The following is a 13,072-nucleotide window of genomic DNA, read 5'->3' on the forward strand; positions in this document are numbered from 1 at the left end:
CCCCTTGATTGTCCCGCCATGTGTGTGCAGACACTGCTGCAGGGATCAAGCCAAGGCCTGGCTCAAGGCGATGGCGTGGAAATCAAGTGGTTAGCTGAAAAGCGATGGCAGTTGGCCTGTTTGATTCTGCACGACAGCCGCGGATGGACGCGGTGTTCTGCACGATTCACACCCCAAACCGGCTGCGGTAATCACTGGGGGCCAGGCCGGTGATTTTCTTGAAGGTGGCGCGAAAGGCACTGGGGTCCTGATAACCCACGGTCCAGGCGATATGGTCGATGGTGCCGTTGGTGAACTCCAGCATCTGCCGAGCCTTGCCGACCCTCAAGTGCTGGCAGTATTCGGTGGGCTTCAACCCTGTTGCGCCGCGAAAGCGCCGCAGGAATGTACGCTCTTCCAGACCCGCCTCCTGGGCCATTGCCGCCACGCTGACATCCACCGCACCACTGGCCTGCAACCAGTGCTGCACCTTGAGGATCGCGCTGTCGCCGTGCCCGAGAATCGGCGCAAAGTTGCTGCCGCAGTGGCTGGCGCTGTCACTGTGCGCGATCACCAGGAACCGGGCGGTCTGGGCCGCAATGCTCGGGCCCATGGTGCGGTCAACCAGGCGCAGGCCAAGTTCGGACCAGGCCATCAGCCCGGCGGTCGTGATCAGGTCGCCGTCATCGACAATCGGTTTATCCGCCTCCAGGCGTACGGCTGGGTAACGAGCGGCGAAGGATGTGGCGGAGGACCAATGCGTGGTGGCGCTGCGCCCGTCCAGCAGGCCACTACGCGCCAGCATGATCGAACCAATGCACACGCCACCGAGAACCGTGCCCGCCGCGTGTTGCTGGCGAATCCACGCCAGCAACGCAGGCGGCGCTTGCTCGTCGGTGAACTCGCCAATCGAGGGCGGCACCAGCACGGCCATCAGCGGCAGATCAGGGCCGGGATGGCTGTCGAATACCCGCGCGGGGGTACCCTGGGCATCCACCTGCCAGTGGCTGACCCGCAGCAGCGGCAGTTGCGCGGATTGATGCTCGGCGGCGATCCGGTTGGCCACGCCGAACAGGTCGGTCAAGCCATGCACCGCAGCCAATTGCGCCCCTTGATAGATCAATACACCCAGCTCGACGATCGAGCGTTCCACGGCCATTGTCAGTTTTCCCCCTGTTATTGTCGGTGCAGCCAATCCTCGGCAGCGGCGCCAGCTAAGATACTGGCCCCATCAACCCATCACGAGGCAACACCCATGGCCAAGCAAGCACTCATCCTAATCGATATCCAGAACGACTACTTCCCCCAGGGCAAGTGGCCGCTCAGCGGCGTGGAAGCCGCGGCGGACAAGGCTGCACAAGTGCTCCAGGCCTTTCGCCAGGCGGGCGATGCGGTGATACATGTGCGCCATGAGTTCACCTCGCAGGATGCTCCCTTCTTTACACCGAACTCCGAGGGGGCGCACTTGCACCCCAAGGTGTTGAACGAGGGCAATGAGCCGGTGGTACTGAAGCATTTCGTGAATGCGTTCCGTGAAACCAACCTGCGTGAGCTGTTGGAACAACGCAGCATTACCGAACTGGTGGTGGTCGGCAGCATGAGCCACATGTGCATCGATGCGGTGGTGCGAGCGGCGGCGGACCTGGGCTACAAGGTCACGCTGATCCATGACGCCTGCGCCACGCGCGACCTGGAATTCAATGGCAAAGTCATCCCGGCGGCGCAGGTGCATGACGCTTATATGGCATCGCTGGCATTCGGCTATGCAGGCGTGGTGTCAGCGGATGAATACCTCAAGACACAAACGGCGGCCGCGTGACCGCCCCCCGTATGCTGCTGGCTTCAGCGCGTGGCGATGACGAACAGGCGCGGAAACGGCAGCAGCACGGTGCCATCGCCCAGGGCTGGGTAAGCCTGCGTAATCCGTGCCTGGTATTCCCGTAGGAATGCGGCCTTTTCCCCGTCGCTCAACGGCGCAAGAAATGGCCGCAATGCAGAACCTTTAAACCACTCCACCACCGCCGCATGATCCGCCAACGGATGCAGGTAGGTGGTGCGCCACACGTCGACGACGCTGCAGTGTTGGCTGAGTAGCTCGTAGTAGTAGCTCGCGGTGTGCCGCTCATGGTGTTTGACCGCACCGATCTTCGCGGACCATGGGCCGTCTGCCGCTACCTCTCGTGCCAACCGGTGGGCAGGCTCATCAAGGTTGTCCGGAGTTTGCACCGCCAGCGTGCCACCGGGCGTCAGTTGGTTGACCAGGTGCGGGTAGAGCGTGGCGTGATCGGGCAGCCATTGCAGGGAGGCGTTGGCCAGGATGACGTCGAAGGCCTGCTCGGGGCTCCAGGCACCGATATCCGCCCGTTCGAAGTTCAGCCCCGGCAGGCGTTTACGGGCGTCGACCAGCATGTCATCGGAGCTGTCCATGCCGGTGACCTGCGCTTGCGGGAAACGCCCGGCCAGCACTTCAGTGGAGTTACCGGGGCCACAGCCCAAGTCGACAGCGGTGCGCACCTCGGTATTGGGAATGGCCGCGACCAAGTCACGAACCGGGCGAGTGCGCTGTTGTTCAAACATCGTGTATTGCTTGGCAGACCAGGTCATCGCGGCTTTCCTTCTTTTTTAGAGGCGGCTTTTTAAAGGGTGAAGACAGCCTAAATCTTGTGAGCCATGAGAACAAATGCCAGGATTGACGACCTCCCATACCTGAAAAGTATCCCTATGTTGGAGTTGCGCCAACTCAGAGCCTTTGTCGCCATTGCCGAAGAAGGCTATATCACCCGCGCGGCGGAACGTTTGGGGATGCAGCAGCCACCGCTGACGCGACTGCTGCAAAGCCTTGAGGCCGAGCTGGGCGTTGTGCTGATGGAACGCCTGCCCCGTGGCGTGCGCCCAACCCCTGCCGGGCTGGCGTTGCTGGAGGAAGCGCGCGAGGTGTTGGCACGTGTCGACGGCGTGGCGGAGGTCGTGCGTCGCGCTGCCCGAGGTGAGCGCGGACGGCTGGCCATCGGGTTTACCAGTTCGGCCGCCCTGCACCCATTCGTGCCCAGTGTGCTGCGGCTGTTTCGCGAAACCTTCGTGGGCGTCTCGGTGGTGCTGGAGGAAGCAGGTACCGGCGAACTGCTGGATGCGCTGGTGCATGAAAAACTCGACGCAGCCTTTATCCGCTCACCGCTCAGCGGGATTCAATCGCTGCAGGACCAACCGATCCTCGTGGAGCCCATGTTGTTGGCACTGCCCACCGATCATCCCCTGGCACTCGACGCCGCCTCCCCCCTGCCTTTGGCGGCACTGGCTACTGAGTCCTTCGTACTCTATCGACGGCGCGTGGGGTTGGGTTTGTATGACGCGATCCTGGTGGCCTGCCGTGAAGCGGGGTTCAGCCCGCAAGTGGTGCAGGAAGCGCCGCGCATGACAGCAACCTTGAGCCTGGTGGCAGCGGGCCTTGGCGTATCCATCGTGCCGGCGTCGATGCAACGGCTGCGTGGAGACGGCATCGTCTATCGGCCACTGACGGATTGCCAGAACCTGGTGGCGCCGCTCCACCTGGCGACGCGAGCCGGTGATGACTCGGCCGTATTGCGGCGGTTCAAGGACATGGTGCTGACCACGGCGGCAACAGACGCCTGATCAGTAGCCATAAAAAACCCCCGCGGCCTGCGCCAGCGGGGGTTCTTGAGTATCGCTCGTTGCGGGTCTGCGACCTTAGAACGGGATATCGTCATCAAAGCTGTCGAAATCCGGAGCCGGTTGCGGAGCGGCCTGTTGTGGCGCTGGGCGCGACTCACGTTGTGGCTGCTGGCTTGGCTGCGGACGGGACTGCTGTGGGCGCGGTGCCGAGTTGGACATGCCGCCCTGGCCCTGTTGGTCACCCTGTGGACGGCCGCCCAGCAGTTGCATGGTGCCTTGCATGTCGACCACGATTTCAGTGGTGTAACGCTTGATACCGTCTTTTTCCCACTCGCGGGTTTGCAGCTTGCCTTCGATGTAGACCTGCGAGCCTTTGCGCAGGTATTCACCGGCGATCTCTGCCACCTTGCCGAACATCGACACGCGGTGCCATTCGGTTTTCTCGACCTTCTGGCCGGTCTGCTTGTCGGTCCACTGTTCGCTGGTCGCCAGACTCAGGTTGGTCACGGCATTACCGTTAGGCAAGTAGCGAACTTCGGGATCCTGGCCGCATGTACCGACCAATATGACTTTGTTAACCCCACGGGCCATAACGTTCTCCTAAGCTGGGCGCGCTGCCGGCACTGGGTTGACCAGTTGCTCGAGCGTCGCGCGATCCAATAATTCGGTGTCCAATTTGATGTAAATGGCTGCTTCTTCAGCAACCACGACTGCATCGGTTACCCCAACGACGGCCTTGAGGCGCTCTACCAGACCGCTTTCACGGATCGCCTCGGGCGATAGCGGCAAACGCAGACTTGTGACGTAGGGAGGTTCGCGCATGGTAACAGCAAAGGCCAGCCAAAGTGCAGCCAGCCCGGCACATCCCAGGAACACAACCGACAAACCGCCGTGCTGGAACATCCAGCCACCCATGATGCCGCCCAGTGCAGAACCAAGGAACTGGCTGGTGGAGTACACCCCCATTGCCGTGCCCTTGCCACCGGCCGGTGAAACTTTACTGATCAGCGAAGGCAACGAGGCCTCCAGCAGGTTGAATGCGGTGAAGAACACCACCGTACCGATTACCAGTGCCCGCAGGCTGTCGCCGAACTGCCAGAAGAATAGCTCAGTGAGCATCAGCGTCGCGACGGCGCCGAGTAAAACTCGTTTCATTTTGCGTTTCTTCTCGCCGTAGATGATGAAGGGGATCATGGCGAAGAACGAAATCAGGAGGGCAGTCAGGTAGACCCACCAGTGCTGCTCCTTGGGCAACCCGGCTTTTTGCACCAGGGCCAGGGGCAAGGCGACGAAACTGCACATCAGCATTGCGTGTAATACGAAGATACCTAAATCCAGGCGCAGCAAATCCGGATGCTTGAGTGTCGGCAACAGGGCCTTGCGGGCGACGCCCGACTCACGGTGCTGCAACGTGCCGGTGGAGCGCGGCACCATGAAGGCCACGATCACGATCCCGAACAACGCCATGCCGCCGGTGGCCAGGAACAAGCCGTGCAAGCCAAAGGCGCGCGTCAGCAACGGGCCGACCACCATCGCCACGGCGAACGACAGACCGATGGTCATGCCGATCATGGCCATGGCCTTGGTGCGGTGTTGCTCGCGGGTGAGGTCGGACAGCAACGCCATGACCGCTGCGGAAATTGCCCCGGCCCCCTGCAGGATACGTCCGGCGATCACGCCCCAGATCGAATCCGACTGGGCCGCGAGCACGCTGCCGAGAGCGAACACGATCAGCCCCAGGTAAATCACAGGGCGGCGGCCAATACGGTCGGAAATGATGCCGAATGGAATCTGGAAAATCGCCTGGGTCAGGCCATAGGCGCCAATGGCCAGGCCGATCAAGGCGGGGGTCGCTCCTGCGAGATCCATTCCATAGGTCGCCAGCACTGGCAACACCATAAACATGCCAAGCATACGGAAGGCGAACACCAGGGCCAGACCGCTTGCTGCTCGGGTCTCGCCGCTACTCATGCGTTCGCTGTGGGGATCGTGCATGGAAAAACCTCGTGTGAACCGGCGGCGATTCTACCAGTCCCATCGATTGAGAGGGTATATGCGGCGCTTTGCCGCGCAGCTTTCATGTAAGGCTGCACCCGGCACTTTGACAGTGTATATTCATCCAGTCTTTAGCCGTATACTCCTGCATTATTTACGCCCGCCGTGCGAGGCCATCTTGGACAAGATCCTGATTCGTGGGGCTAGAACCCACAACCTGAAGAACATCGACCTGACCCTGCCCCGGGACAAATTGATCGTCATCACCGGCTTGTCCGGCTCCGGCAAATCTTCCCTGGCGTTCGACACGCTGTATGCCGAAGGTCAGCGTCGCTATGTGGAATCGCTGTCGGCCTATGCCCGCCAGTTCCTGTCGATGATGGAAAAACCCGACGTCGACACCATTGAAGGCCTGTCGCCGGCGATTTCCATCGAACAGAAGTCGACGTCCCACAACCCGCGCTCCACCGTGGGCACCATCACCGAAATCTACGACTACCTGCGCCTGCTGTACGCGCGAGTGGGCATTCCCCGTTGCCCGGACCACGACATTCCACTGGAAGCCCAGACCGTCAGCCAGATGGTCGACCTGGTGCTGGCCCAACCGGAAGGCGCCAAGCTGATGCTGCTGGCGCCGGTGATTCGCGAACGCAAGGGTGAACACCTTTCCGTATTCGAAGAGCTGCGTGCGCAGGGCTTTGTGCGCGCACGCATCAACGGCAAGCTCTACGAACTGGACGAAGCGCCGAAGCTCGACAAGCAGAAGAAGCACTCGATCGATGTGGTGGTCGACCGCTTCAAAGTGCGGGCCGACCTGCAGCAGCGTCTGGCAGAATCGTTCGAGACTGCGTTGAAGCTGGCAGACGGTATAGCCCTGGTGGCGCCGATGGATGACGAGCCGGGCGAAGAGATCATCTTCTCCGCGCGCTTTGCCTGCCCGATCTGTGGCCATGCCATCAGCGAGCTGGAACCCAAGCTGTTCTCCTTCAACAACCCGGCCGGCGCCTGCCCGACCTGCGATGGCCTGGGCGTGAAGCAATTCTTCGACATCAAGCGCCTCGTTAACGGGGAGCTGACATTGGCGGAGGGCGCGATACGCGGCTGGGACAGACGTAACGTCTACTACTTCCAGATGCTGGGGTCGCTGGCGTCCCACTACAAGTTCAGCCTTGAAGTGCCATTCAATCAACTGTCGGCAGAACAGCAGAAAGTCATCCTCAATGGCAGTGGCTCGCAGAACGTCGATTTCAAATACCTGAACGACCGTGGCGATATCGTCAAGCGCTCCCACCCGTTCGAAGGCATCGTGCCGAACCTGGAGCGGCGCTACCGCGAGACTGAATCGGCGAGCGTGCGCGAAGAACTGGCGAAGTTCCTCAGCACTCAACCCTGCCCGGATTGCCGCGGCACTCGCCTGCGCCGTGAGGCGCGGCATGTGTGGGTTGGCGAGAAGACGCTGCCGGCAGTCACCAACCTGCCAATCGGCGATGCATGCGAGTACTTCGGTGCACTCAAGCTGACCGGGCGCCGTGGGGAAATTGCCGACAAGATCCTCAAGGAAATCCGCGAGCGCCTGCAGTTCCTGGTCAACGTTGGCTTGGACTACCTGTCGCTGGATCGCAGCGCCGATACGCTATCAGGCGGCGAAGCCCAGCGGATTCGCCTGGCCAGCCAGATTGGCGCCGGCCTGGTGGGTGTGCTGTACATCCTCGATGAGCCGTCGATCGGTCTGCACCAGCGCGACAATGATCGTCTCCTGGGCACCTTGAAGCACCTTCGGGATATCGGCAACACGGTGATTGTGGTCGAGCATGATGAAGACGCTATCCGCCTGGCGGACTACGTAGTCGATATCGGCCCTGGGGCTGGCGTGCATGGCGGTCATATTGTCGCCGAGGGCACGCCCGCCGAAGTCATGGCTCACCCTGACTCGTTGACCGGCAAGTACCTGTCTGGCCGAGTGAAGATTGAAGTGCCAGCCAAGCGTACGCCACGTAACAAGAAGATGGCATTGCACCTCAAGGGCGCGCGGGGCAACAACTTGCGCAATGTCGACCTGGAAATTCCCCTGGGCTTGCTGACGTGCGTAACCGGTGTTTCCGGTTCAGGCAAATCCACGCTGATCAACAACACCCTGTTCCCACTGAGTGCCACCGCCCTGAACGGCGCGACCACCCTGGAAGCGGCGGCACACGACAGCATCAAGGGCCTGGAGCACCTGGACAAAGTGGTCGATATCGACCAGAGCCCGATTGGCCGCACACCACGCTCCAATCCGGCAACCTACACAGGGCTGTTCACGCCGATTCGCGAACTGTTCGCTGGCGTTCCGGAATCTCGCTCGCGGGGCTACGGGCCTGGCCGGTTCTCGTTCAACGTCAAAGGCGGGCGCTGCGAAGCATGCCAGGGTGATGGCTTGATCAAGGTGGAGATGCACTTCCTGCCAGACATCTATGTGCCGTGCGATGTGTGCAAGAGCAAGCGCTACAACCGCGAAACCCTGGAGATCAAGTACAAGGGCAAGAGCATCCACGAAACCCTGGAAATGACTATCGAGGAAGCGCGGGTGTTCTTCGATGCGGTCCCGGCGCTGGCGCGCAAGCTGCAAACGCTGATGGATGTGGGCTTGTCCTATATCAAACTTGGGCAGTCCGCGACCACTCTATCCGGCGGTGAAGCGCAACGGGTGAAGCTGTCTCGCGAGCTGTCCAAGCGCGATACCGGCAAGACCTTGTATATCCTGGATGAGCCAACTACCGGCCTGCATTTCGCGGATATTCAACAGTTGCTGGATGTCTTGCATCGCCTGCGCGACCACGGCAACACCGTGGTGGTGATCGAGCACAATCTGGATGTGATCAAGACGGCCGACTGGCTGGTTGACCTCGGCCCGGAAGGCGGTTCCAAGGGTGGCCAGATCATTGCGGTGGGCACGCCGGAGCAGGTCTCCGAAATGCCACAGTCCCACACGGGTTACTACCTCAAGCCCTTGCTGGCGCGCGACCGGGCCTGATTTATCAAGCCCGATAAAAAAGCCCCCGTCACTTCAGCAGTGACGGGGGCTTTTTTGTAGCCGGGAATCAGAACTGCGATTGCAGGTAATTCTCCAAGCCAACCAACTTGATCAGGCCCAACTGCTTTTCCAGCCAATAGGTGTGATCTTCTTCGGTGTCATTCAACTGCACCCGCAGGATTTCCCGGGTGACATAGTCGTTGTGCTGCTCGCAGAGCTCGATGCCCTTGCAGAGCGCGGCACGCACCTTGTACTCGAGGCGCAGGTCGGCAGCGAGCATGTCAGGCACCGTGGTGCCCACATCAAGGTCATCGGGACGCATACGTGGCGTGCCTTCGAGCATCAGGATACGGCGCATCAGTGCGTCGGCGTGCTGTGCCTCTTCTTCCATTTCGTGATTGATACGCTCATAGAGCTCGGTAAAGCCCCAGTCTTCATACATGCGCGAATGGATGAAATATTGGTCACGAGCAGCCAGTTCGCCCGTCAGCAACGTGTTGAGGTAATCGATTACGTCGGGGTGACCTTGCATCGCCCTACATCTCCCTGCTTGAAAGTCTGTAGTTTGAACCATGATGACTCCCAGGTCACGGGATCAACAGCAGAAAAGTGCAGATTTACTGAGAAAAGTAGTCGAATTAACGCAAAAACCGCCCAAATGAGGGCGGTTCTGCTTATCGTTTAGAGTCAGTTAAGCGATACACCGAGCGCCTTTGCGATTGCTTCTCCATAAGCAGGATCAGCCTTGAAAAAGTGCTGCAATTGGCGCTGGACGACATCGCTGGAAACACCGGCCATGGCTCCGGCGATGTTGCTGGTGAGCAACGCTTTCTGCTCATCATTCATCAGGCGGAACAACGCGCCGGCGTGGCTGTAATAGTCGGTGTCTTCGCGGTGATCGTAACGATTCGCCGCACCGCTCAGGGCCAAGGCAGGCTCAGCGTATTGTGGTGCTTGCTTCGGTGCGTCAGCGTAGCTGTTTGGCTCGTAGTTAGGAGCCGCGCCACCATTACTGCCGAATGCCATCGAACCATCACGTTGATAGCTGTTCACCGGGCTACGTGGGGCGTTTACCGGCAGTTGCTGATGATTGGTACCAACGCGGTAGCGGTGAGCATCTGCATAAGCGAAGACACGCCCTTGAAGCATACGGTCTGGCGACAGACCAACACCTGGCACCATGTTGCTTGGACCGAACGCTGCTTGTTCTACTTCGGCGAAGTAGTTCTGCGGGTTGCGGTTGAGCTCCAATTCACCGACTTCGATCAATGGGAATTCCTTCTGCGACCAGGTCTTGGTCACGTCAAAAGGGTTCTCGTAATGAGCGTTGGCCTGGGCCTCGGTCATGATCTGAATGCACACACGCCATTTCGGGAAGTCACCGCGCTCGATCGCACCGAACAGATCACGCTGTGCATAATCAGGATCGGTACCTGCCAGCCGCGCTGCTTCTGCCGGCGCCAGGTTCTTAATGCCCTGCTTGGTTTTGTAGTGCCACTTGACCCAGTGACGCTCACCCTTGGCATTAATCAGGCTGTAGGTGTGACTGCCGAAGCCATGCATGTGACGGTAGCCATCAGGAATGCCCCGGTCCGAAAACAGGATAGTGACCTGATGCAGCGCCTCTGGAGAGTGCGACCAGAAGTCCCACATCATCTGCGCGCTCTTCAAGTTGCTTTGCGGCAGGCGCTTTTGGGTGTGAATGAAGTCAGGGAATTTCAACGGATCGCGGATGAAGAACACCGGAGTGTTGTTACCGACGATGTCCCAGTTGCCTTCTTCGGTGTAGAACTTCAAGGCAAAACCACGTGGGTCACGTTCAGTGTCAGCCGAACCACGCTCACCACCTACCGTGGAGAACCGCAGGAACGTCGGGGTTTGCTTGCCCACGGCCTCGAACAGCTTGGCACTGGTGTACTGAGTGATGTCTCGGGTGACCGTGAAGGTGCCATAGGCACCCGAACCCTTGGCGTGCACGCGACGCTCTGGAATATTTTCGCGGTTGAAGTGGGCGAGCTTCTCGATCAGGTGAAAGTCGTCGAGCAGCAACGGACCTCGTGGGCCGGCGGAACGGGAATTCTGGTTGTCCGCAACGGGTGCACCGCTGGCGGTGGTAAGGATTTTGTTCTGGCTCATGTTCAGTTTTCCTCTGGTCGGACTTGGAACTACAGGCTAATCGGCTTGGAGGAAGTATTAATCATCAACATGACGGCTACAAATTCATTAAATTGTGAGCCTCAATAGAAAATTTCTACCAACAATCCAAACCCCATAGTGCCCAACGCCACAGCAGGAAACTTGTACATATCGCGCTTTTGTCGCGCGCACAAAAAACCGGGCACTAGGCCCGGTTCTTCGTTACAGACTGTCGTCTTACTCGGCGCTTACAGCTTCGCCGGCAGTAGCACGATCAACCAACTCGACGTACGCCATAGGCGCGTTGTCGCCAGTGCGGAAACCGCACTTGAGGATGCGCAGGTAGCCACCCTCACGGGTAGCATAACGCTTGCCCAGGTCGTTGAAGAGCTTACCAACGATAGCTTTCGAACGAGTACGGTCGAAAGCCAGACGGCGGTTAGCCAGGCTGTCTGTCTTAGCCAAAGTGATCAGCGGCTCAGCAACGCGACGCAGTTCTTTAGCTTTCGGCAGTGTAGTTTTGATCAGCTCGTGCTCGAACAGCGACACCGCCATGTTTTGGAACATGGCCTTGCGGTGCGAGCTGGTACGGCTCAGGTGACGACCACTTTTACGATGACGCATGGTTCATTCCTTACCAAACTCACGTTCGGTGATTACGACGATCAGGCAGTCGCCTTGTCGTCCTTCTTAAGACTTGCAGGCGGCCAGTTGTCGAGGCGCATGCCGAGGGACAGACCGCGGGAGGCCAGAACGTCCTTGATTTCAGTCAAGGATTTCTTGCCCAGGTTCGGAGTCTTCAACAGTTCTACTTCGGTACGCTGAATCAGGTCGCCGATGTAGTAAATGTTTTCCGCCTTAAGGCAGTTAGCCGAACGTACAGTCAGTTCCAGATCGTCAACCGGGCGAAGCAGGATCGGATCGATCTCGTCTTCCTGCTCGATTACCACTGGTTCGCTGTCACCTTTGAGGTCGACGAACGCAGCCAACTGCTGTTGCAGAATGGTTGCAGCGCGGCGGATAGCCTCTTCAGGATCCAGAGTACCGTTGGTTTCCAGATCAATAACCAGCTTGTCCAGGTTAGTACGCTGCTCGACACGGGCGTTTTCCACCACGTATGCGATACGGCGAACCGGGCTGAACGAAGAGTCAAGCTGCAAGCGACCAATGCTGCGGCTTTCGTCTTCATCGCTCTGACGCGAGTCGGCCGGTTCATAACCACGACCACGAGCTACAGTGAGCTTCATGTTCAGGGCGCCGTTAGACGCCAGGTTAGCGATTACGTGATCGGGGTTAACGATCTCGACATCATGATCCAGCTGAATATCGGCAGCGGTAACCACCCCCGAACCCTTCTTCGACAAGGTCAGCGTAACTTCGTCACGGCCGTGCAGCTTGATAGCCAGACCTTTAAGGTTCAACAGGATTTCAATTACGTCTTCCTGTACACCTTCGATGGCGCTGTACTCGTGGAGCACACCGTCAATCTCGGCCTCGACTACTGCACAGCCGGGCATTGAGGACAACAGGATGCGGCGCAGCGCGTTGCCCAGGGTGTGGCCAAAACCACGCTCGAGAGGCTCGAGAGTGATCTTGGCGCGGGTTGGACTGACAACCTGCACATCAATATGGCGGGGTGTCAGGAACTCATTTACCGAAATCTGCATGGATGCACCTATTTTCTAGCCCTTACTTGGAGTAGAGCTCGACAATCAGGCTTTCGTTGATGTCGGCGGACAGATCACTGCGAGCAGGAACGTTCTTGAAAACGCCCGACTTCTTCTCAGTGTCTACTTCTACCCATTCTACGCGGCCACGTTGGGCACACAGATCGAGAGCTTGGACAATGCGAAGTTGGTTTTTTGCTTTCTCGCGAACTGCGACCACGTCACCAGCACGAACCTGGTAGGACGGAACGTTTACGGTCTGGCCGTTAACGCTGATCGACTTGTGCGATACCAGCTGACGGGATTCGGCACGAGTAGAACCAAAGCCCATACGGTATACAACGTTGTCCAGACGGCATTCGAGCAGTTGCAGCAGGTTTTCACCGGTTGCACCTTTCTTGCCAGCAGCTTCTTTGTAGTAGCCGCTGAACTGACGCTCGAGAACGCCGTAGATACGACGGACCTTCTGCTTTTCACGCAGTTGGGTGCCGTAATCGGACTGGCGACCGCGGCGTTGGCCGTGGATACCAGGTGCTGCTTCGATGTTGCACTTCGATTCGATCGCGCGCACGCCGCTCTTCAGGAAGAGATCGGTGCCTTCGCGACGAGCGAGTTTGCATTTTGGACCAATGTAACGAGCCATTCTTTACAA

12 protein-coding genes are annotated in these 13,072 nt (G+C 59.0%); 3 read left to right on the forward strand and 9 right to left on the reverse strand.

The genetic code is table 11. The features are described from left to right. Window positions 1–166: 166 nt before the first annotated feature. The gene (locus ACODSV_RS21200) at window positions 167–1,138 is read right to left on the reverse strand and encodes a GlxA family transcriptional regulator (protein ID WP_041161034.1); all 972 of its coding nucleotides are present in this window, start codon (window positions 1,136–1,138) and stop codon (window positions 167–169) included. Window positions 1,139–1,234: 96 nt separating this feature from the next. Here ACODSV_RS21200 and ACODSV_RS21205 point away from each other — a divergent pair, with 96 nt between their 5' ends. Continuing rightward, on the forward strand, window positions 1,235–1,798 hold the full coding sequence (locus ACODSV_RS21205) for a cysteine hydrolase family protein (protein WP_024077670.1): 564 nt from the start codon (window positions 1,235–1,237) through the stop codon (window positions 1,796–1,798). A gap of 23 nt (window positions 1,799–1,821) precedes the next feature. Here the strand turns inward: ACODSV_RS21205 and tam are convergent, their stop codons facing one another. After that, window positions 1,822–2,583 carry a trans-aconitate 2-methyltransferase gene (tam, locus tag ACODSV_RS21210; protein WP_150053890.1) on the reverse strand — a complete coding sequence of 254 codons (762 nt, stop codon included), beginning with the start codon at window positions 2,581–2,583 and terminating at the stop codon, window positions 1,822–1,824. Window positions 2,584–2,700: 117 nt separating this feature from the next. Between tam and ACODSV_RS21215 the strand changes: the two genes are divergently transcribed. Beyond that, the gene (locus ACODSV_RS21215; protein ID WP_173903815.1) at window positions 2,701–3,609 is read left to right on the forward strand and encodes a LysR family transcriptional regulator; all 909 of its coding nucleotides are present in this window, start codon (window positions 2,701–2,703) and stop codon (window positions 3,607–3,609) included. Between the two features lie 75 nt (window positions 3,610–3,684). Here ACODSV_RS21215 and ACODSV_RS21220 read toward each other — a convergent pair whose 3' ends face one another. Both ACODSV_RS21220 and ACODSV_RS21225 read right to left on the reverse strand, forming a co-directional pair. Beyond that, on the reverse strand, window positions 3,685–4,200 hold the full coding sequence (locus tag ACODSV_RS21220) for a single-stranded DNA-binding protein (protein WP_003232445.1): 516 nt from the start codon (window positions 4,198–4,200) through the stop codon (window positions 3,685–3,687). Between the two features lie 9 nt (window positions 4,201–4,209). Next, on the reverse strand, window positions 4,210–5,604 hold the full coding sequence (locus ACODSV_RS21225) for an MFS transporter (RefSeq protein ID WP_150053888.1): 1,395 nt from the start codon (window positions 5,602–5,604) through the stop codon (window positions 4,210–4,212). A gap of 178 nt (window positions 5,605–5,782) precedes the next feature. Here ACODSV_RS21225 and uvrA point away from each other — a divergent pair, with 178 nt between their 5' ends. Beyond that, complete coding sequence (uvrA, locus tag ACODSV_RS21230) at window positions 5,783–8,617, forward strand: excinuclease ABC subunit UvrA (RefSeq protein WP_069077106.1); 2,835 nt, start codon at window positions 5,783–5,785, stop codon at window positions 8,615–8,617. Window positions 8,618–8,684: 67 nt separating this feature from the next. On the opposite strand, the gene bfr is transcribed toward uvrA, so the two are convergent. The 5 genes from bfr to rpsD form a co-directional block, all read right to left on the reverse strand. After that, on the reverse strand, window positions 8,685–9,149 hold the full coding sequence (bfr, locus tag ACODSV_RS21235) for a bacterioferritin (RefSeq protein WP_015886133.1): 465 nt from the start codon (window positions 9,147–9,149) through the stop codon (window positions 8,685–8,687). Window positions 9,150–9,304: 155 nt separating this feature from the next. After that, entirely contained in the window at window positions 9,305–10,753 is a 1,449-nt protein-coding gene (locus ACODSV_RS21240) for a catalase (RefSeq protein ID WP_150053887.1), read from the reverse strand. Between the two features lie 237 nt (window positions 10,754–10,990). Beyond that, the gene (gene rplQ, locus ACODSV_RS21245) at window positions 10,991–11,377 is read right to left on the reverse strand and encodes a 50S ribosomal protein L17 (protein WP_007918448.1); all 387 of its coding nucleotides are present in this window, start codon (window positions 11,375–11,377) and stop codon (window positions 10,991–10,993) included. Between the two features lie 41 nt (window positions 11,378–11,418). Beyond that, a complete protein-coding gene (locus tag ACODSV_RS21250) occupies window positions 11,419–12,420 on the reverse strand; it encodes a DNA-directed RNA polymerase subunit alpha (protein WP_003176403.1) in 1,002 nt (333 codons plus the stop codon). Window positions 12,421–12,442: 22 nt separating this feature from the next. Continuing rightward, window positions 12,443–13,063 carry a 30S ribosomal protein S4 gene (gene rpsD, locus ACODSV_RS21255; protein WP_003176404.1) on the reverse strand — a complete coding sequence of 207 codons (621 nt, stop codon included), beginning with the start codon at window positions 13,061–13,063 and terminating at the stop codon, window positions 12,443–12,445. Between the last annotated feature and the right edge of the window lie 9 nt (window positions 13,064–13,072).

The sequence above is a fragment of the Pseudomonas sp. FG86 genome, assembly GCF_057808775.1.